Annotated in this window: 13 protein-coding genes; 6 read left to right on the forward strand and 7 right to left on the reverse strand. The window is 71.4% G+C overall.

Translation table 11 applies throughout. The features are described 5' to 3' along the window. The first annotated feature begins 263 nt into the window (after positions 1 to 263). A complete protein-coding gene (locus tag ABT381_RS06790; protein ID WP_351588776.1) occupies positions 264 to 1,643 on the forward strand; it encodes an alpha-amylase in 1,380 nt (459 codons plus the stop codon). Between the two features lie 31 nt (positions 1,644 to 1,674). On the opposite strand, the gene ABT381_RS06795 is transcribed toward ABT381_RS06790, so the two are convergent. Both ABT381_RS06795 and ABT381_RS06800 read right to left on the reverse strand, forming a co-directional pair. Further along, positions 1,675 to 4,617, reverse strand: coding sequence for an FAD-binding and (Fe-S)-binding domain-containing protein (locus ABT381_RS06795; protein WP_351588779.1), 2,943 nt, complete (start codon positions 4,615 to 4,617; stop codon positions 1,675 to 1,677). Between the two features lie 28 nt (positions 4,618 to 4,645). Then, positions 4,646 to 5,026 (reverse strand): MarR family winged helix-turn-helix transcriptional regulator, encoded by a 381-nt coding sequence (locus ABT381_RS06800; protein ID WP_351588826.1) that lies wholly within the window; start codon positions 5,024 to 5,026, stop codon positions 4,646 to 4,648. Positions 5,027 to 5,329: 303 nt separating this feature from the next. On the opposite strand from ABT381_RS06800, the gene ABT381_RS06805 reads away from it, so the two are divergent. Beyond that, entirely contained in the window at positions 5,330 to 7,231 is a 1,902-nt protein-coding gene (locus tag ABT381_RS06805) for an ABC transporter ATP-binding protein (RefSeq protein WP_351588782.1), read from the forward strand. 79 nt (positions 7,232 to 7,310) lie between these two features. Here the strand turns inward: ABT381_RS06805 and lacZ are convergent, their stop codons facing one another. From lacZ to ABT381_RS06825, 4 genes are all read right to left on the reverse strand, one after another. After that, positions 7,311 to 10,499, reverse strand: a complete 3,189-nt coding sequence (lacZ, locus tag ABT381_RS06810) for a beta-galactosidase, LacZ type (protein ID WP_351588785.1) — start codon at positions 10,497 to 10,499, stop codon at positions 7,311 to 7,313. A gap of 94 nt (positions 10,500 to 10,593) precedes the next feature. Beyond that, on the reverse strand, positions 10,594 to 11,253 hold the full coding sequence (locus ABT381_RS06815) for a LutC/YkgG family protein (protein ID WP_351588788.1): 660 nt from the start codon (positions 11,251 to 11,253) through the stop codon (positions 10,594 to 10,596). Then, positions 11,250 to 12,746: a lactate utilization protein B gene (locus tag ABT381_RS06820; protein WP_351588791.1), complete on the reverse strand. Its 1,497-nt coding sequence runs from the start codon at positions 12,744 to 12,746 to the stop codon at positions 11,250 to 11,252. The genes ABT381_RS06815 and ABT381_RS06820 overlap by 4 nt, the downstream gene beginning before the upstream one ends. A gap of 41 nt (positions 12,747 to 12,787) precedes the next feature. After that, positions 12,788 to 13,540, reverse strand: coding sequence for a (Fe-S)-binding protein (locus ABT381_RS06825; RefSeq protein WP_351588794.1), 753 nt, complete (start codon positions 13,538 to 13,540; stop codon positions 12,788 to 12,790). A gap of 144 nt (positions 13,541 to 13,684) precedes the next feature. Between ABT381_RS06825 and ABT381_RS06830 the strand changes: the two genes are divergently transcribed. The 3 genes from ABT381_RS06830 (at position 13,685) to ABT381_RS06840 (ending at position 18,150) form a co-directional block, all read left to right on the forward strand. Next, positions 13,685 to 14,968 carry an MFS transporter gene (locus ABT381_RS06830; RefSeq protein ID WP_351588829.1) on the forward strand — a complete coding sequence of 428 codons (1,284 nt, stop codon included), beginning with the start codon at positions 13,685 to 13,687 and terminating at the stop codon, positions 14,966 to 14,968. A 158-nt stretch (positions 14,969 to 15,126) separates the two neighbouring features. After that, entirely contained in the window at positions 15,127 to 17,391 is a 2,265-nt protein-coding gene (locus tag ABT381_RS06835) for an ATP-binding protein (protein ID WP_351588797.1), read from the forward strand. Positions 17,392 to 17,547: 156 nt separating this feature from the next. Further along, positions 17,548 to 18,150, forward strand: coding sequence for an ALF repeat-containing protein (locus ABT381_RS06840; protein WP_351588800.1), 603 nt, complete (start codon positions 17,548 to 17,550; stop codon positions 18,148 to 18,150). A gap of 381 nt (positions 18,151 to 18,531) precedes the next feature. On the opposite strand, the gene ABT381_RS06845 is transcribed toward ABT381_RS06840, so the two are convergent. Further along, entirely contained in the window at positions 18,532 to 19,602 is a 1,071-nt protein-coding gene (locus tag ABT381_RS06845; protein WP_351588803.1) for a type I phosphomannose isomerase catalytic subunit, read from the reverse strand. Between the two features lie 286 nt (positions 19,603 to 19,888). Here ABT381_RS06845 and ABT381_RS06850 point away from each other — a divergent pair, with 286 nt between their 5' ends. Continuing rightward, complete coding sequence (locus ABT381_RS06850) at positions 19,889 to 21,016, forward strand: acyltransferase family protein (protein ID WP_351588805.1); 1,128 nt, start codon at positions 19,889 to 19,891, stop codon at positions 21,014 to 21,016. Positions 21,017 to 21,029: the final 13 nt, after the last annotated feature.

Consider the following 21,029-nt stretch of genomic DNA (forward strand, 5'->3'; position numbering starts at 1 on the left):
TGCGGATGGTGCGCGGCGAATACGTCCAAGCTCGAAGAGGACCCTGGTGGTTGAGACCACTGGGCCACAAGAGGGCTCTTTGGACTCCTGGGGTGAGTTCTTGGACTCTTCTCTTGCGCAAGCTCCTGGAAATTCTTGCGTAACGCCTTGACGTGTTCACTTCGTAAAGGCAGGCTCCCTCGCGGAATCCCCCCACGGCGGCCCGGCGCGTGGCTGCCTTCGTGGACGCGTCCCCCACCGCGTCGGTATGCAGAAGGAGCCGCATGTTGCACCAACGATCCCGGATAATCGGTGGCACGCTGGCCGGCGTGCTCGTCGCCGCCGGCCTCGCGACCCTCGCGCCCTGGCAGTCCCAGGCCACCCCGCCCGGCGAGAAGACCGTCACCGCCACGCTGTTCGAGCGGCCGTACGCGGACGTCGCCAAGGCCTGCACCGACCAGCTCGGCCCGGCCGGTTACGGCTACGTCGAGGTCTCGCCCGCCTCGGAGCACATCAAGGGCGACCAGTGGTGGACGTCGTACCAGCCGGTGAGTTACAAGATCGCGGGCCGGCTCGGCGACCGGGACGCCTTCGCCGCCATGACCGCCGCCTGCCACAAGGCCGGCGTCAAGGTCATCGCCGACGCCGTCATCAACCACATGTCCTCCGGGTCCGGCACGGGCACCGGCGGCACGCAGTACACGAAGTACAACTACCCGGGGTACTTCCAGGACCAGGACTTCCACGCCTGCCGCAAGGACATCTCCGACTACGGCAACCGCGACAACGTGCAGACCTGTGAACTGGTGGGCCTGGCGGACCTGGACACCGGCAGCGACGCCGTCCGCACCACCATCGCCAAGTACCTCGACGACCTGCGCTCGCTCGGCGCCGACGGCTTCCGCGTCGACGCCGCGAAGCACATGGCGGCCGACGACATGGCCGCGATCAAGGGAAAGATGAGCGACCCGGGTTTCTGGGTCTCCGAAGTCATCTACGGGGGCGGCGAGGCGGTCAAGCCGGAGGAGTACACGGGGATCGGCGACGTCGACGAGTTCCGTTACGGGGGCCACCTCAAGAGCGCCTTCCAAGGGGGCAGCATCGCCCAGTTGAAGTCCGTCGCCGACGGCAAGCTCAGCAGCGGGTCGGCACGTACCTTTGTCGACAACTGGGACACCGAGCGTAACGGCTCGACGCTCACGTACAAGGACGGCGCGGCGTACACGCTCGCGAATGTCTTCATGCTCGCCTCGCCCTACGGCTCGCCCAACGTCTTCTCCGGCTACGAGTGGTCCGACAAGGACGCGGGCCCGCCCAGCGGCGCCGACGGCTGGACGGACATGCACGCGAAGCGGGAGATCACCGGCCTGGTCGGGTTCCGCAACGCGGTCGGCGACGCCAAGTTGACCGACTGGTGGGACAACGGGTCCAGCGCGATCGCCTTCGGCCGCGGCGACAAGGGCTTCGTCGCCCTCAACGCAGGCGACGGCGAGCTGTCCGAGACCTTCGCGACGTCACTGCCCACCGGTACGTACTGCAATGTCGCAAAGGCCGCGCCGGACTCCTGTGACGGCAACACCGTCACGGTCGGCGACGATGGCAAGGCCAAGCTGACCGTGCCCGCCAAGGGGGCGGTGGCCCTGCACGTAGGTGCCGAGGCCTGACCCCTCCCGTACGCCGCGCGCGGTCCGCCCCTCAGGCGGGCCGCGTCGCGCGTTCCAGTTCCAGCAGCACCGAGTAGTAGCCGCGGCCCTCCGTCGCGTGGTCCATGCCCACCTCGCACATGCGGTTCGCCGACAGGTGCGCGTCGAAGTGACGGGACGTCACCTCGGCCGCCTCCCGGGCTGTCGCCGCCTCGGTCAGCTCCTTGTGCAGCATCCCGCGGTCGCCGGCGAAGGCGCAGCAGCCCGCGTCGTCCGGTACCACGACCTCCTGGGCGCACGCCTCGGCGACCGTACGGAGCTGCGCCTCGTCACCCAGGTGGCGCATCGAACAAGTGGGATGCAGCACCGCGGAGTCCACGGTCCGCACCACCTCCAGGTGCGGCAGCAGCTCCTCGGCCGCCCAGACGACGGAGTCCACGACGGTCAGCTCGGCGTGCAGCTGCTTGTTGTCCTCGGTGAGGTACGGGACGACCTCGTGGGCGATGCCGAGGGTGCATGAGGACGCGTCGACAACCAGGGGCAGGCGGCCGCCGGCGGTCCAGCCCCAGGCCGCCTCCACGATCCGGTTCGCCATTACGGCGTTGCCCTCGTCGTAGCCCTTGGAGTGCCAGATCGTGGCGCAGCAGGTGCCCGCGACGTCCCCGGGGATCCACACCGGCTTGCCGGCCCGCCGGGAGACGGCGACGACGGCCTCGGGGAGGGAGGGGCCTTCGTACCCGTCCGGTTCACCGAAGATCCGGTTGACGCACGCCGGGTAGTAGACCGCGACCGCGTCCTGCTTACGGGTGGGCGGCAGCCGGCGCGCCGCCGCGCCCGGGAGTTCGGGCAGCCACCGCGGCACGAGATCCGGCCGTACGGCCTTGCGGGCGGCGTCCGTCACGGTCTCCAGCAGCCGGTCGCCGAGCCGGTCGCCGATCCGCTCGGCCGCCGCGACCGCGAGCCGCGCCGACGCCTCGACCGCCTTGAAGCGCTTGGCGGCGAGCGCGGCGGCCTTCTCCTCGCGCGGGGAGTGCCGGCGGTGCCGGAAGTCCTTCATCATCGCGCCGGTGTCGATGCCGACCGGGCACGCCAGTTTGCAGGTCGAGTCGCCCGCGCAGGTGTCGACCGCGTCGTATCCGTACGCGTCCAGGAGCGCGCCGGTGACCGGGGAGTCGGGGTGCTGGCGCATCATCTCGCGGCGCAGCACGATGCGCTGGCGGGGCGTGGTGGTGAGGTCGCGGCTGGGGCAGACCGGCTCGCAGAAACCGCACTCGATGCAGGGGTCGGCGACCGCCTCGACCTCGGGGATGGTCTTCAGACCGCGGAGATGGGCCTTGGGATCGCGGTCCAGGACGACGCGCGGGGCGAGGATGCCGTGCGGGTCGAACAGGTCCTTGATCCGCCACATCAGGTCCGTCGCGCGCGGTCCCCACTCCAGCTCCAGGAAGGGCGCGATGTTGCGTCCGGTGGCGTGCTCGGCCTTGAGCGAGCCGTCGAAGCGCTCCACGGTCATCCGGCAGAAGTCGTCCATGAACGCCGCGTAGCGCGCCACGTCCGCGGGTTTCGCGGCGTCGAACGCGAGGAGGAAGTGCAGGTTGCCGTGGGCGGCGTGGCCGGCGACGGCGGCGTCGAAGCCGTGCCGGGCCTGCAGCTCCAGCAGCGCCGTACAGGCGTCCGCGAGCTGTGCGGGCGGTACGGCGAAGTCCTCGGTGAGCAGCGTCGTACCGGAGGGCCGGGAGCCGCCGACCGCGGTGACGAACGCCTTGCGGGCCTTCCAGTAGCCCGCGATCGTGCCGGGGTCGCGGGTGAATTCGTTGGTGACGGATTCGACCGGCGCGACCAGTTCGAGGTCGCTCAGCACCTGTTGGGCGGCCTCTTCGTACGCTGCCCGACGTTCTTCGTCCGGGGCGCGGAACTCCACGAGCAGCGCGGTCGTTTCCGTGGGGAGTGCCGCCCAGTCGGCGGGTACTCCGGCGACGCGGACCGAGGCGCGCAGCGTGTTGCCGTCCATCAGCTCCACGGCGAGCGCGCCCGCTTCGTTGAACCGCGGGACGGCGGCGGCCGCGGCCCGCAGATCGGGGAAGAAGAGCAATGCGGTGGAGGTGCAGCGGTCCAGGGGCAGGGTGTCGAATACCGTCTCGGCGATGAAGCCGAGCGTGCCCTGCGACCCGACGATCAGGCCGCGCAGGATCTCGACGGGGGTGGCGCCGTCGAGGAAGGCGTCGAGCCGGTAGCCGTTGGTGTTCTTGAGCTCGTACTTGGCGCGGATGCGGGCGACCAGCTCGGGGTCCGCCTCGATCTCCGCCTTCAGGGCCAGCAGTCCTTCGCAGAGCGCCGGCTCCGCGTGCGCCAGCTCCTCGTCGGCGGCCGGGTCGGCGGTGTCCACGACCGTGCCTGACGGCAGCACGACCGTGGCGGAGGCCAGCGTGCGGTAGGAGTTCCGGGTGGTGCCGGCCGTCATGCCGGAGGCGTTGTTGGCGACGACGCCGCCGACGGTGCAGGCGATGGCGCTGGCCGGGTCGGGGCCGAGCAGCCGGCCGTGCCGGGCGAGCGTGGTGTTGGCCCGGACGACGGTCGTCCCCGGGCCGATGCGGGCCCGCTCGCCGTCGCCCAGTACCTCGATGCCTGCCCAGTGGCGGCGCACGTCGACGAGGATGTCCTCGCCCTGTGCCTGGCCGTTGAGGGAGGTGCCGGCGGCGCGCAGGACGACCTCGCGGCCGTGGCCGTGCGCGTAGGAGAAGACCGCCGAGACGTCGTCGATGTCCTCGGCGAGCACGACCACCTGCGGGACGAAGCGGTAGGGACTCGCGTCCGAGGCGTACTTCACCAGGTCGGAGAGGCCGTGCAGCACCTTCTCCGGGCCGAGCAGGGCGATCAGGTCGCCGCGCAGTGGCTCGGGCGTGCCGGACGCCTGCGCGTCGGCCACCCGGTCGACGGCCGGTCCCTCGGTCGTGGCGGGCCGCAGTGCGGTCGGCTCCGGCTCCAGCAACGGCATGGCGTCTCCTCGTCAGCGGGCCATCGGTTCAGCAGCGCCGCCCCGGCTCGTCGACCAGGGTGGACAGCAGCCCGCCGAGCAGCTCGCGCTGGTCGGCGGTCAATGGAGCCAGGATGTCCTCCGCGGCGGCCCGGCGCGCGCTCCGCAGCGCCCCGAGTGTCGTCCGGCCGGTCTCGGTCAGCTCGATGCGTACGACGCGGCGGTTGGCCGGGTCCGGTACCCGGCGTACGGCGTCCGCCGCCTCCAGCGCGTCCACGAGGGTGGTGATCGCGCGCGGCACGACGTCCAGGCGCGCCGCCAGGTCGGCCATCCGGGGCGGAGTGTCGCAGTGCGCCACGATGCGCAGCAGCCGGGACTGCGCGGGGGTGAGGGCGAGCGGTTCGAGGTGCCGCTTCTGCGCGCGGTGCATCCGCCGGGTCAGCCGTACCAGCTGTTCGGCGAGGTCGGTGTCGGGGGCGGAGCGCGCGGTGCTCGTGCCGGTGCTCGTGCCGGCTTGGGCGCCGGTGCCGGAGCCGGTGGGGGAGCCGGGACCGGGGCCGGTTTGGGGCGAGGACATGCCGGGAGGTTATCAGGACATGGCTCATTGTGAGTATAGGTAACAATGGACTACGCTCGGCTGTCGCCGGGCCCGGCACGGGCCGCCGCAACCCCTGAAGCTGCCCGTCGGCCGCTCGGCAGCCGCCCGTCGGCCTCGACCCTTCGAAGGAGCTCATTGCGTCCCGACACCCTTGACTGGACCCCGCCGCCCAAGGAGGAGCAGCAGCCCGTCCAGCTGCGGCGGATCCTCCGCCTCTTCCGCCCCTACCGCGGCCGGCTGGCCCTGGTGGGCCTGCTGGTGGCCGCCGCCTCGCTGGTCTCCGTCGCCTCGCCGTTCCTGCTGCGCGCGGTCCTCGACGTGGCGATCCCGGAGCGGCGCACCGGACTGCTGAGCCTGCTCGCCCTCGGCATGATCGCCACCGCCGTGATGAACAGCGTCTTCGGCGTGCTGCAGACGCTGATCTCCACCACCGTGGGCCAGCGCGTCATGCACGACCTGCGGACCGGCGTCTACGCCAAGCTGCAGCGGATGCCGCTGGCGTTCTTCACCCGTACGCGCACCGGCGAGGTGCAGTCCCGCATCGCCAACGACATCGGCGGCATGCAGGCCACCGTCACGTCCACCGCGACCTCGCTGGTCTCCAACCTCACGAGCGTGATCGCCACTGTCGTGGCCATGCTCGCCCTGGACTGGCGGCTCACCCTCGTCTCCCTTCTGCTGCTCCCGCTGTTCGTCTGGGTCAGCCGCCGGGTCGGCAACGAGCGCAAGCGGATCACCACCCAGCGGCAGAAGCAGATGGCCACGATGTCCGCGATGGTCACCGAATCGCTCTCCGTCTCCGGCATCCTGCTCGGCCGCACGATGGGCCGCGCCGACTCGCTCACCGAGAACTTCACCAAGGAATCCGAACGACTGGTCGGCCTGGAGATCCGCGCCAACATGGCGGGCCGCTGGCGGATGGCCACGATCGGCATCGTCATGGCCGCGATGCCCGCGGTGATCTACTGGGCGGCGGGAATGGTCCTCCAGTTCGGTGGCCCGGTCTTCTCCATCGGCACGCTCGTCGCCTTCGTCTCGCTCCAGCAGGGCCTGCTGCGCCCGACCGTCTCGCTGCTCACCACCGGCGTGCAGATGCAGACCTCGCTCGCGCTCTTCCAGCGCATCTTCGAATACCTCGACCTGCCGGTGGCCATTACCGAGCCCGAGAAGCCGGTGCGGCTTGCGGCGCCCCGCGGCGAGGTCCGCTTCGAGGACGTCACCTTCGCGTACGACCCGGCCGCCGCGCCCACCCTGACCGGCATCGACCTGACCGTCCCGGCCGGCGGCAGCCTCGCCGTGGTCGGCCCCACCGGCAGCGGCAAGTCCACGCTCAGCTACCTGGTGCCGCGGCTGTACGACGTGACCGGCGGCCGGGTGACGCTGGACGGTACGGACGTCCGCGAGCTGGACTTCGACACGCTCGCCCGTTCGGTGGGCGTGGTCTCCCAGGAGACATACCTCTTCCACGCCTCCGTCGCCGACAACCTGCGCTTCGCCACGCCCGACGCGACCGACGAGGAGATCGTCCGCGCCGCGCGGGCCGCCCAGATCCACGACCACATCGCCGCCCTGCCCGACGGCTACGACACCCTCGTGGGCGAGCGCGGCTACCGCTTCTCCGGCGGCGAGAAGCAGCGCCTCGCCATCGCCCGGACCATCCTGCGCGACCCGCCGGTGCTGGTACTGGACGAGGCCACCAGCGCGCTGGACACCCGTACCGAGCACGCCGTCCAGCAGGCCATCGACGAGCTGTCGGCGGGCCGCACGACGATCACCATCGCGCACCGGCTCTCCACCGTCCGCGACGCCGACCAGATCGTCGTCCTGGACGCGGGCCGGATCGCCGAGCGCGGCACGCACAACGAACTGCTGGCCGCCGACGGCCGGTACGCCGCCCTCGTACGGCGGGACGAGCGCGCCGCGTCGGACAAGGCGCGGAACGACGGTGCGGGGGCGGACCCGGACCGGACTCCGGCGGCTCCGGAAAAGCCGACGGCTCCGGAAAAGCCCGTGGCCCAGCCCCAGCCGGCCCCTTAGCCTGCGGGCCGTGCCCGAGCACGATGCCCTCCCCCTGCCCGCGTAACGGGTCCCGCGGGGAAGGGCACCGCCGGTCCCGTTACGCGGGCGTCAGCCGGTACGCGTACGTGTACTCGCGGTCGGCGTGCAGCAGGTACTGCTCCAGTGGGGGCGCGCCCCAGGAGTCGTTGCCGCCGACGCCCATCTGGCGGTGATTGACGCCGAGCATCGTCTCGGGCCGGCGCTTCAGCTCGTACGGATGGCGCGGCCCGTCCAGATCGTGCGGCGTGTAGTGGAGCGCACTGATCTCCAGCAGCGGCGCGTCGTCGCCCGGCTCGGCGCGCACGGTCAGGCCCGCGCCGTCCCGGTCGGTGAGCGAGGCGTGCCGGACGTCCACCACGTTGCCCGTCTGCTGCGGCCGGATGTACGGGCCGTACTGGTCGTCCACCGAGGAGCGGTAGCTGCCGACGAACGCGGCGGTGCGCCGGTCCTGGTAGTTCTCCTGCGGCCCGCGGCCGTACCACGACAGCGTCTCGAAGCCGGCCGGGACGGTGAGAAGGGCGCCGACCATCGGCAGGTCGGGGAGGCCGGCGCCCGGCTTCAGGGTGTGCGCGACGCGGACCTCGCCGTCGCCGCGCACGGTGAAGACCGTGCGCCAGGTGGAGGCGGCGGGGGAGGTGGGCAGGGTGGCGGTGACCTCGATGGTGACCTCGGAGGCCGAGGGCTGCGCCGCCTTCACGGAGTCGACCGTCCGCTTCGTGCCCGCGTCGCGCCACGTCCGAAGCGACTTCTGGGCGCCGCGGCCGATGTCGTTGTCGGTCGGCCCCCGCCAGAAGTTGGGGACCGGGCCGCCGGCCAACAGGGTCCGGCCGCGGTAGCGGTAGGCGGACAGCGTGCCGGTCGACTTGTCGACGACGACCTCCACGTCCTTGCCGCTGACCGTCACCGCCTTGTCGGTCTCGGAGACCTTGAGGGCGGGGAGCGCGGAGGCCGGGGGATCGGCCGGGGCCTTCGCGTGCCAGGGCAGCGCCAGTTGCTCGGCGGCGACGCTGTGTCCGGCGTCCGCCCACCGGGTGCCGCGGCGCAGCACGAAGGAGAGGTTCAGCCAGTACTCGGCGCCGGGCTCGGGCCGCGCCGGACGCCGGTACGGAATGCGTACGGTGCCGTCCTGGCCCGGCTTGATCTGCGGCGCGGGGAGCGTGCCCTGCTGGATGCGCTCCCCGTTACGCGTGACCTCCCAGCGCAGCTCGTACGCGTCCAGGCCGAGGAAGAGCTGCTTGTTGGTGACCTTCACGGTGCCGGAGGCCAGGTCGGCCGCGGCCATCCGGACGGCCTGGTAGCACTTCTTGACCTCGTGGATCGCCGGATGCGGCACGCGGTCCGAGGAGACGATGCCGTTGCAGCTGAAGTTGCCGTCGGTGGGGTAGCCGGGCTTCCAGTCGCCGCCGTAGGAGAGGTATGTGCGCTTGCGGTCGCCGGGGACCGGGAGCCGGATGGCCTGGTCGACGAAGTCCCAGATGAAGCCGCCGTGCAGGTTCGGGTAGCGCTCGAAGATGTCCCAGTACTCGCGGAAGTTGCCGGTGCTGTTGCCCATGGAGTGCGCGTACTCGCACAGAATGAACGGCTTCGGATTGCCGGACTTGCCGTACTTCTCGACGTCGGCCGGCTTGGTGTACATCTGGCTCTCCATGTCGGCCACGGAGCTCATGCCTTCGTAGTGGACGGGCCGCGAGGAGTCCCGGCCGTGCGTCCACTCCGCCATCGCCTTGAAGTTGTCGCCCTGGCCGGCCTCGTTGCCCAGCGACCAGACGACGATCGAGGGGTGGTTCTTGTCGTGCTCGACCATCGTGCGCATCCGGTCGAGGCAGGCGTCGGTCCATTCCGGCAGGCTCGCCGGGAGCTTGTCGCGCACGCCGTGCGACTCCAGGTTCGCCTCGCCGACGACGTAGAGCCCGTACTCGTCGCACAGCTCCAGCCAGCGCGTGGAGTTCGGGTAGTGCGAGGTGCGCACCGCGTTGACGTTGTGCTGCTTCATGATGCGGATGTCCTCGATCATCCGCTGCTCGGGGACGGCCTGGCCGTGGTCCGGGTCGGACTCATGGCGGTTGACCCCGCGGAAGACGATCGGCACGCCGTTGACGGTGAACTTCCCCGGTTCGCACACGACCGAACGGAAACCGACACGGGTGCGCTGGATGTCAACGGCCTTGCCGTCGGGCCCGGTGAGGGTGACGACGAGGGTGTAGAGGTTCGGGTCCTCGGCGGACCACAGGGCGGGGGCCTTCACGGCGGCCTCCGGCGCGACCGTGACCTCCGCGCCCTCGCCGAACCGCACGTCAGCGGTGAGCGGCTTGGCCAGTACCGGCTTGCCCTGCGCGTCGTACAGCACCGCCGAGAGCCGGTGGTCGCCGGGCGCCGCCGAGCCCCCGTTGCGTACGGTCGCCGACACCTTCAGCGTCGCGTCCCGGTAGGCGGCGTCGAGGTCGGTGTGCACGAAGAGGTCGTGCAGATGCACCTGTGGGACGGAGTACAGATACACCTCGCGGAAGATCCCGGACAGGTCGATCATGTCCTGGTCCTCCAGCCAGCTGCCGTCGGACCACCGGTAGACCTCGACGGCCAGGCTGTTCTCGCCGGGCTTGAGCCTGCTGGTGATGTCGAACTCGGCGGGGGTGTAGCTGTCCTCGCTGTAGCCCACCTTCTCGCCGTTGACCCACACGAAGAACGCGGACTTCACGCCCTGGAAGGAGAGCAGGGTGCGGCGGCCGTCCCAGTCCTTGGGGACGGTGAACGTACGGCGGTAGGAGCCGACCGGGTTGAAGTCGTGCGGGACCTGCGGCGGCTGCGGGTCCTCGTAGCCGACCCAGGGGTACTTGATGTTGAGGTAGATCGGCTCCGGGTAGCCCTCGATCTCCCAGTTGGAGGGAACGGTGATGCGGTCCCAGGAGCCGTCGTCGAAGCCGGGGGCGTGGAAGCCCGTGGGGCGCTCGTCGGGGTTCTTGGACCAGTGGAAGCGCCACGTGCCGTTCAGGGAGCGGTGGTACGGCGATCTGGAGACCTCGCCGGCGAGCGCGGCCGCCGCGCTCGCGAACGGGATCAGGCGCGGGCGGGCGGGCTCACGGTTGACCTGGAACGTGCGGGGCGCGCCGTTCCACTCCTCGCCCGCCGTCGCCGTGGCCCGTCCGGCCACGGCGGCGAAGGCACCTTTCTGCGCGCTGAAGGCGGCCCAGCCGGCCAGGGCTGTGCCGGTGGCGAGGAACGACCGGCGGCTGAAACGACGCGACGACATGCGACAGCTCCGAACGTAAGGCAACAGGAAGCATCAGGATCGAACGCAATCCGTCCGTAACACAAGCCTCACGCACGCCATTTCGCTCAGAAAGTCACTCGGACCCCCGCCGTGACGTCAACAGGACCACCTCCAGCGTCCGCGGCCCGTGCACGCCCTCCACCCGGTCCAGCTCGATGTCGCTCGTCGCGGACGGGCCGGAGATCCAGGTCAGCGGGCGCTGCGGGGCCAGCCGCTCCAACGCCTGCGGCACCGACGCCACGACCTGCTCCGGCACCCGTACGACACAGATGTGATGGTCCGGCACGAGCGTGATGCGGCGGCGCCCCTGGTCCGGGCCCGCGTCCAGCACGATCGTGCCGGTCTCGGCGATGGCAACGGCGCAGCCCGTCACCACGCTGTCCACCGCGTCCAGCTCGCCGGGCGTCGTCTCCGGCGCGTCCGGCACCACTTCCAGGTCACAGGCCGCCAGCCACTCCGGTGGCAGCCCCGCCGGCGCCACCACCGACCGCGAGCCCCGCTCGCCCAGCAGATGCGCGAGCAGGCCCGGCAGCCCGGCGTCGTCGATGTCGTGCACGATCGCGCGGTAGTCCGCGAGGTTCTCCGCCAGCAGCCGTACGGTGTCCGCCGCGGGCCGATCGCCGTGCGCCCGCAGATAGTCCCTCGGCACCGCGGTCTCCTCGGGCCCCGCGGCGCGCGGCACGTCCGCCAGCGCCCGGCGCACCCGCGCCAACACCACATCCCGGCTGCTCACTTACCGTCCTCCTCGCGTCCGTCGCCGCGCTCTACGCGTCGGGTGCGCTGCCACCAGTCCCGGAACGACTCCGTCGGCACCGGGGGCAGGTCGCGGGTGTCGGTCCAGGCGCGCGCCGGGCCCGGCAGCCGCCGCGGATGCAGCTTCCGAGTGCGGGCCGCCAGCCGCTGGCCCGCGCGCAGCACACCGGGCCGGTCGAACACGAAGCCCGCGGCACGCATGGCGGCGCGCTCCGCCGCGTGCCCCTTCGCCGGCTGGATCACCGTCCGCATCCCGTGCCGGGTGACCCGGCCGCCTTCGACCACCCGCTCCCGCAAGTGCACCAGCACCTCCGGGATGTCGATCGCCACCGGGCAGACCTCGTAACAGGCCCCGCACAGCGACGACGCGTACGGCAGGGAGGCGTCCAGCGCGCTCGCCGTGCCGCGCAGCTGCGGCGTCAGGATCGCGCCGATCGGCCCCGGGTAGGCCGAGCCGTAGGCGTGCCCGCCGGCCCGCTCGTACACCGGGCAGACGTTGAGACAGGCCGAGCACCGGATGCAGCGCAGCGCCTGCCGGCCGACCGTGTCCGCGAGGGTGTCCGTCCGCCCGTTGTCCAGCAGGACCAGATGAAACGTCTGCGGGCCGTCACCGTCGGTGGTGCCGGTCCACATCGAGGTGTACGGGTTCATCCGCTCGGCCGTGGACGAGCGCGGCAGCAGCTGCAGGAAGACCTCCAGGTCCTGCCAACTGGGCACGACCTTCTCGATGCCGACGACCGAGATCAGCGTTTCCGGGAGCGTCAGGCACATCCGGCCGTTGCCCTCGGACTCCACGACCACCAGCGTCCCGGTCTCCGCGACCATGAAGTTGGCGCCGGAGATGCCGACCTTCGCGCGCAGGAACTTCTCCCGGAGGTGCAGCCGGGCCGCCTCCGCCAGCTCCGTCGGCCGGTCGCTGAGCCCGTCCGGCGCCGGCCGCCCCCAATTGCCCATCTCGGAGCGGAAGATGTCGCGGATCTCGGAGCGGTTGCGGTGGATCGCCGGGACCAGGATGTGCGACGGGCGGTCCTTGCCGAGCTGCACGATCAGCTCCGCGAGGTCCGTCTCGTACGCGCTGATGCCGGCCTCGGCCAGCGCCTCGTTGAGCCCGATCTCCTGCGTCGCCATCGACTTGACCTTGACGACCTCGCGCTCCCCGGTGGCCCGCACGAGCCGCGTCACGATGCGGTTGGCCTCCGCCGCGTCGGCCGCCCAGTGCACCTGGCCGCCCGCCGCGGTCACCGCCTCCTCCAGCCGCTCCAGATAGTGGTCCAGGTGGCGCAGCGTGCGGTCCTTGATCGCACGCCCCGCCGCGCGCAACTGCGCCCAGTCCGCCAGCTCGCCGACCGCCTTGGCGCGCTTGTCCCGGATGGTGTGCGTGGCGTACTGGAGATTGGCGCGCAGGCGGGTGTCGCGGGTGGAGCGGGCGGCGGCCGCCGGAAAGGCGGGCATACCCAGTTCGGTGACGCTCACAGCACGCTCCCTTTCCGCCGCAGGTCCTTCGCCCGTCCCCGTCACAGCACGTCCCCTTCCGTACTCGCCAGGATCTCCGCGAGATGGACTGGACGGACCGACGATCCCTGGCGGGAGAGCATCCCGCCGATGTGCATCAGACAGGAGTTGTCGACGGTGCAGACCGCCGCCGCGCCGGTCTCCCGGATGTGCCGGGTCTTGTCGGCACCCATCGCGGCGGAGACGGCCGGATTCTTGACCGTGAACGTGCCGCCGAAGCCGCAGCACTCCTCGGCACCCTCCAGCTCCCGCAGCTCCAGGCCCTTCACGTGCGACAGCAGGGCGCGCGGCCGGTCGCCGAGCCCCAGCATCCGCAGGCCGTGGCAGGTCGGGTGGTAGGTGACCGCGTGCGGGTAGTACGCACCCACGTCCGTCACCTTCAACACGTCGACCAGGAACTCCGTCAGCTCGTACGTCTTGGGCACGGCTTCCGCCGCCGCCTCGGCGAGCGCCCGGCCGCGCCCCTCCGCCGCGGCCTTCTCGCCGAGCCGCGGATAGTTGTCCCGCACCATCGCCGCGCACGACCCGGAGGGCACCACGACGTACTCGTAGTCCCGGAAGGCCCGCGCGTACCGCAGCGCGAGCGGCTCGGTGGCATGCCGGTAACCGGTGTTGAACTGCGGCTGCCCGCAGCAGCTCTGCTCGGCCGGGAAGCCGACCTCCACGCCCAGCCGTTCCAGGAGGGTGACCACCGCCCGGCCGGTCCGTGGGTACAGCGTGTCGTTGATGCAGGTGACGAAGAGCGCTACGCGCACGTTGCCATCTCCTTTCGGCCGCCGAATCGGCTGGCGGCCACCGGCCTCGCGGAGGCATGATCACCTGACGGCTCATCCTGCCCGAGCGGCAGGGCCACGTGAAGGACCCGGGAGCGGAGGCGCATGTCGAGCGCGGAGAACAAGATGGCGGACCGGCAGGCGGGGGAGACGCGCCCGGTGTCCGCGGTGCGGCAGCTCGCCGCGGCGTCCGTAGGCAATGCGGTCGAATGGTACGACTGGTACACATACACCTTCCTTGCCACGTACATCGCCGCGCAGATCTTTCCCAAGGGCGCGGCGAATTCGCTGGTGCCGTTGCTCTCGACGTTCGCGGTCTTCGCGGTGGGATTCTTCATGCGGCCCGTCGGCGGGCTGCTGATGGGCGCGGTCGCCGACCGGCGCGGGCGCCGTACGGCGCTGACGGTGACCATTCTGCTGATGGGCGGCAGCAGCCTGCTGGTGGGACTGACGCCGACGTACGCCGCCGCCGGGGTCCTCGCGCCGGTCATCCTCGTCCTGGCCCGACTGCTGCAAGGGCTGTCGGTGGGCGGTGAGTTCGCCGCGTCGACCACGTTCCTCGTGGAGTCGGCCGGGCCCGGGCGACGCGGACTCTTCTCCAGCTTCCAGTACGTCTCGACGACCATCGGGCAGCTCGTCGCGTCCGGCGTCGCGGCGCTGCTCGTCGCGGAACTCGCGCCCGCCACCATGGACAGCTGGGGCTGGCGAGTGCCGTTCGTGCTGGGCGCGCTGCTGAGTCTCGTGGGTTTCTGGGTCCGGCGCGGCGCGGAGGAGACGCGGAGCGAGGAGCAGGCGAAGGCGCCCCGCCCCGGCCTCTTCGAGGCGCTGCGCCGCCATCCGCGCGAGTCGCTGCTGATCTGCGGCATCACGGCGGGCGGCACGCTCGCGTACTACACGTGGACGTCGTACCTGCCGACGTACGCCGAGCTCAACGCCGGGGTGGAGAAGGCGGACGCGCTGCTGGCGGGCACCCTCTCGCTGACGTTCTTCGCCGTGCTCCAGCCCATCGCGGGCATGGTGTCCGACCGCTTCGGGCGCAAGCCGCTGCTGCTGACGTTCGGCATCGGCTTCGCCCTGCTGAGCGTGCCGCTGCTGCGCGCGCTGAACGACTCCTTCACCACGCTGCTGCTCGTGCAGTGCGCGGGCATGATCCTGCTGAGCGGCTTCACGGCCATCTCGGCGGCCGTGAACGCGGAGACGTTCCCGGCCCGGGTGCGCGCCGCGGGAATCGGCTTCCCCTACTCGCTCACCGTCGCCCTCTTCGGCGGCACGGCGCCCTACATCGGCACGCTGTTCAAGGACATGGGCCAGGCCGGCCTCTTCCCCGTGTACGTGGCCGTGCTGTGCCTGGTCTCCTCCGCCGTCTACCTCCGGCTCCCCGAGACGGCCCACCGCCCGCTGGAGCGGTGAGGATGCTGGGAATCGGCCCATGGTCCGCAGGAGCGTGCGACGTGCGAGGGTAGCGCGGAATTCTTGCCGTCGCGCTCAAACCGTGGAATCCGTGGGGGACTTGTACGTTACGGGAGGACACTGTCCCCGTGGCGCAATGGGAGTGGGCCAGGGGCAGTATGCGGCATGAGCCCACCGGTTTCGTCGGCCGTGCGGCAGAACTCGCCGCGGTCGGCCAGGCCGTCGCGCTGGCGCGGGTCATCACGCTGACCGGGCCCGGGGGAGTGGGCAAGACCCGTATCGCCCTGCGGGCCGCACAGCAGCTGAGCGTCGACTTCCCCGACGGCGTCACCGTCGCCGAGCTCAGTGGCCTGCGCGATGCGGAGTTTCTGCCGCACACCGTCGCCTCCGCGACGGGCCTGCCCGAGATCGTGGCCCAGTCGGCGATGGACCAGCTCATCGAGTACTTCGCGGACAAGCGGGCGCTGCTGGTGCTCGACACCTGCGAGCACCTCGTGGACGCCGTGGCGATGTTCGCCGACATCCTCGTCCACAGCTCGGCCCGGCTCGTCCTGCTGCTGACCAGCAGGCAGCCGGTGGCGCTGGCCGGCGAGTACGTACTGCCGGTAGGGCCGCTGCCCGAGCCGGACCCGGAGGCGACGGAGAGCACCAGCGACGTCGTGGCGCTGTTCGCCGCCCGCGCCAGGGCGGCCTGCCCCTCCTTCGTCGTCAGCGACGACAACCGTGCCGAGGTCGTCGCGCTCTGCCGCCGCGTCGACTGCATGCCGCTGGCCATCGAACTCGCCGCCGTGCGGCTGCGCACGCTCTCCCTGGAACAGATCCTGCGCCGCCTCGACGACCGCTTCCAGCTGCTGACGGGCGTACGGTCCGCGCAGGCCCGCCATCAGACGCTGCGCGCCACCATCGAGTGGAGCCATGACCTGTGCTCGCCGCACGAGCAGGAACTGTGGGCACGGCTGTCGGTCTTCGCGGGCGGCTTCACGCTGGCCGCGGTGGAGGAGGTCTGCTTCGGCGACGAGCTGGACGGCGCCGACGTGATCGACGTACTCCTCGCCCTGGTGGACAAGTCGGTGGTGCAGCGCGCCGACGGCGTCGAGGAGGACCGTTACCGGATGCTCGACACGCTCCGGGAGTACGGCGCCGAGCGGCTGCAGCGAAGCGGCCGTACCGACGATTACGCGCGGCGCCACCTGGACTTCTTCCTGCGGATGGCCACCCGCGCCGGCCAGGAGTGGCTGGGTGACGACCAGGTCCGGTGGGGGGAGCGGCTCGCCGCCGACCTCGACAACTTCCGGGCGGCCATGGACTGCGCCGTCGCGCGCCCCGGGGACGAGGCGGCGCTGCGGCTGGTGAACGGCCTGTGGGGGCTGTGGCTGGGCAAGAGCAGGCTGACGGAGGCCCGCCGCTGGACGGACAAGGCCCTCGCGGCCGAGCAGGAGGTGACGGCCGAGTACGGCAAGGCACTCTGGCACGGCTGCATGTACGGGCTGCTGCAGGCCGACACGGCGGCCCGCGAACTGGTCGGCCGCTGCCGGGCGGTCGCCGAGCAGCTGGACGACGACTTCCTGCGAGCCCGAACCGCGCTCATGGAGGCGTTCGACACGGCCCTGTGGGGGGACACGGACGAGGCACTCGCGCTGTACGAGCAGGCGAGAGAGCAGCTCGCGGCGGCGGACGACCTGTTTCTGCTGGCGGCCGGCCGCCCCGACACCGCGGCGATCCACGCCACGCGCGGCGATCACGCCCGGGCCCTGCAGGAGGTGGAGCAGGGGCTGCGGGCGCTGGAGCACATCCCCCAGGAGCGCTGGGTGCGGAACTATCTGCTGATCATGCAGGTGCTGTGCCTGTGGGCGGCGGGCGAGCCGGACCGCAGCCGCGAACTGGGCCAGTCCGTGCTGCCCTCCATCGTCGAGCAGGGCGAGACGATGGAGCTCGCCGCCGTGATGGAGTACCTGTCCTGGGTGGCCTGCACAAAAGGGGAGCACGCACTGGGCACCGTGCTGTTGGGCGGCGCGGGGGCCCTGTGGCGCAAGGTCGGCACGCTCCTGTGGTCCCAGCGGGGTCTGACGCGCCTGCACAACGACATCGAGCGCACGCTGATGCTCAGCCTGGGCGCCGAGCGTTTCACCGAAATGTACGCGCAGGGGGCGCGGCTTTCCGTCGAGGAGCTGGTGGACGTGGCCAGCGGACGCTCCCGCGGCCCCAAGGGCGCCGAGGACGGCAGCCCCCTCGGCCCCCTCACGGCGCGCGAGCGGCAGGTCGCCCGCCTGATCGCCGAGGGGCTCGCCAACCGCCAGATCGCCGAGCGGCTGGTCATCTCCAAGCGCACGGCGGATGCACACGTCGAACACATCCTCTCGAAGCTCGGCTTCAGCTCCCGCAATCAGGTCGCGGCGATGGTCGCGGGCCTGAAGGAGAAATGACCAGCGCCTTCCCACGCCCCACGGACCGGGCCCCATGCCGGACCCGGATGCTGTGGGCATGTGGCTACCGGAGCGTCCGGTGCTGGGGGATCATCTGCCTACCTGGCGTCATATCTGAATCTCATAACCCAAGTTCGAACACGGAGGCATATTTCCATGAGACCGACGCGTGCCGTTCTGCTCGTCGTGGCCACTGCCCTGACCCCGGCCCTCCTCTTCACCGCCCCGGCGTTCGCCGGCGGTTCGGCGCCGGCCCCGGTCGCCACCACCGCGGCGACCATGTCCGACACACCGGTGGACGAGATGTCGGAGGACGAACTGCGGGCCGCGATCGCCGCCATCCTGGCGGACGAGGACAGCGGCCGGGGGGTCGCCCGAGAGGCCAATGAGGCACTCAACGGCACCGTGGACGACATGCGCACCTTCTTGAAGACCGGCTACCGGCTGGCTCAGGCCGAGGACGACCGGGTCGCCATCGCCCGCATCCTCTACGGAGCAACGCAGAACAACGACAAGCGAGTTATCGAGGAGGCCAACAAGCTCCTCGACAACGGCTCCCCCGAAGAGATGCGCGCCTGGCTGGAGACCGGCTACCGGCTGGCCCAAGCCGAAGACGACGCCGTCTACACAGCTCGCCTGCTCGCGGACCCGAATATCAGTGATTCCCTGCGCGCCGCAGCCAACGCCGCCCTCGACGACGGCTCCCCGGAAACCCTGCGCCACTTCCGCGAGGTGGGGCAGTACGAGACTGCCGGTTAGGCGCAACGGCGGGCGCCGCTCCTCCCTGGGACGGGGAGGAGCGGCGCCCGGTCGTGCGGTTCTGTCAGACGAGCCAACCCACGAAGTGGACGACGCCGGCCAGCAGGTTGGTGAGGAAGTTCATCTCGTCGTTCTCCTTGTGCATGATGCGTTTCTGGGACACGCTCCCGCTCCGGAAAGGGACTTCGGCCGGAAGCGGCGCTGTAACGGTCTGCAGCCCGTCGCTTGCGCCCCGTAAGAATCGCCTGCCTCAGGCAACCAAGGAAAGCGCTTTGGCGGGTGATCACGCGTTCTGGGGAACAACCGCTCCCGTGTTCGCGTGTTCGGTGCCGGATGGGCGTCAGGCGCCGGGGGAGCCGCCAGCCCTCTAGCCCGCGCCCGCTAGCCCTCCAGGCCTTCGCCCAGCGCGGCGATCGCGGCCGGGTCGTGGTCCGCGGCGCGGAGCGGGGTGCGGACGTCCCGGTCGAGGTCGGGCAGGTAACCGAGCAGGACGTCCGCCGGGCCGTGGATCTCCACCCGCGCGAGCGCCGCGGGCAGCAGCAGCGTCTCGGCCCGCCCGAGCGGCTCGCTCCCCGTTCCGTACGCGATGGTCACCGCGGGCCCGGCGTTGCTCAGCACGACGGCGGTGTCGAACGAGCGGACCAGCGGTGTCCCTGTGTGCCGCGTCCGCCACCGCTCCAGCGCGAAGTACGGGCCCGCGCAGAGCATCCGGCCCTCGACGCCGTCGGGCGACGGCAGCCGCAGCCCCGGGTGGAACTCCGGCCGCGGCTCCGGCTTCCACTCGTCCAGCAGTGCCTCGATGTTCGCCCGCCACTCCGCCTCGTCCAGCGGCGAACCGTCCTCCATCCGGTGCCGCATCGCGTGCTGCTGCAGGTCCGAGGTCTGCTCGATCTCGTACACCAGCGTGTCGGGCCCGAAGCGGTGCAGCGTTCCCGCCGGTACGTACAGGGTGTCGCCCGCGCGGACCGGCAGCCGCCGCAGTACGGAGGCGAAGTCCTGGCAGAGCAGTGCCTGCCGCAGCCGCGCGCGGTCCACCCCTGGGTGCGCACCCGCGTACGCGGTGGCGCCGGGCGGGGCGTCGAGGATGTGCCACGCCTCGGTCTTGCCGTTCGGCTCGTCCTCCTTGCCGCGGGCCGCGGCGTCGTCGGGGTGGAGGTGGACCGGGAGCGGGCGGTGGCCGTCGATGAACTTGGTCAGCAGCGGGAAGCGGGGGCCGTGCCAGTCGCGCCCGACCAGCTCCGCCGGATGCTCCAGGGTCAAGTGGCGCAGGGTCCACCCGGCCAGCGCGCCGTTGCCGATCCGCGCGCTCTCCCCTTCCACGTCGCTGACCTCCCAGGTCTCGGCGACCGGCCCCTCGGGGAGCCCGCCGCGGCCGAGCCGGTCGGGGATGGCGCGGCCACCGAAGACGTGCTGCTTCACGGGCGTGGTCAGCCGCAGGGGGTACCAGTCCATGCGGCCAGTGTCACGCCCCGGCGGCCGCCCCGCACGGCCGGATGCCGTCCTCCGGGAAGCCGGGAAGCCGGGAAGCCGGGAAGCCGGGAAGCCGGGAAGCCGGGAAGCCGGGGCGCCGGGCGGCCCTCCGCCTCCACCTCCGTACGGCATTCGACGCCGCGCCCCATCGGCCCCTAGGGTCGTGCCCTACAACGTGTAGGAGGAGGGTGGGCCGTCCCGCTCACGGTGACCGGTGGAAGCGGTGGGGACAGCGGGAGGGTGCCGCGGTCATCGCTGAGGAGGTCACGTGGGACAGCGCTCGCCGGACATGCAGGGCACGGGACGCGATCCGTTCTTCGACAACGCCAAGCTGCTGGCCATGGTCCTGGTCGTGGCCGGGCACGCCTGGCAGCCGCTCAAGGACAGCCACGCCGTGTGGTCCGGGTACCTGTTCCTTTACATGTTCCACATGCCGCTGTTCATCGTGATCTCCGGCTACTTCTCGCGGAGCTTCGCCTTCAAGCCCGAGCAGGGCAAACGGCTGATCACCGGGGTCGCCGTGCCCTACCTCGTCTTCGAGGCCGCGTACACGCTCTACGGCAACGCCGTCGACGGCCGGCACAACGACCTCAGCCTGCTCTCCCCGTGGTACCTGACCTGGTTCCTCGCGGCGCTCTTCGTATGGCGGCTCACCGCCCCGGTGTGGCGCGCGCTGCGCTGGTACGTCGCGGTCGGCCTCGCCCTCGCCGTCGCGCTGATCGGCGCGGCCACCCCGTTGAGCGGCGTCCTCAACCTCGCCCGCGTCCTGCAGTTCCTGCCGTTCTTCGTGATCGGCCTCGTGCTGCGCCCCGAGCACTGGCAGCTGCTGCGGACGCGGTGGGTGCGGATCGCCTCGGTACCGGTGCTGGCGGGCGGCGCGGTGATGGCGTACTGGGCCAAGGGCCGGATGACCGCCCAGTGGGCCATGCACAACCACAGCTGGGAGGACCTGCACGTCTCCTGGCCGGTCGGGATGGCCATGACGCTGGCCACCACCGCCTGCTCGCTGGTCCTCGCGGTGGCGTTCCTGGCCTGGGTGCCGCGCCGCCGCACGTGGTTCACCCCGCTCGGCGCCGGCACCCTCTGTGCCTATCTGCTGCACGGCTTCTTCGTGCGCACCGCCGCCTGGAAGGGCTGGTTCGACGCGCCCTTCTGGCACACCCCGACCGGCGAACTGACCGTCACCGCCTTCGGCGTCGCCCTCGCGCTGGCGCTCACCTCGCCCCCGGTCCGCCGCTTCTTCCGCCCGGTGATGGAACCGAGGCTGGACTGGGCGTTCCGTCTGCCCGCGGCCGCGGCCGCGGCCGGCCGCCCCCGTTCGAGCCCCGTCCCGGACCGCTCGTCCGACGAGCCCCGCGTGCCGGCCGCGAGCCGGGGGAGCCGCACGCTTCGGTGACGTCCGGGTGCTG

The sequence above is a fragment of the Streptomyces sp. NPDC000151 genome, assembly GCF_040301705.1.
GTDB lineage: Bacteria > Actinomycetota > Actinomycetes > Streptomycetales > Streptomycetaceae > Streptomyces.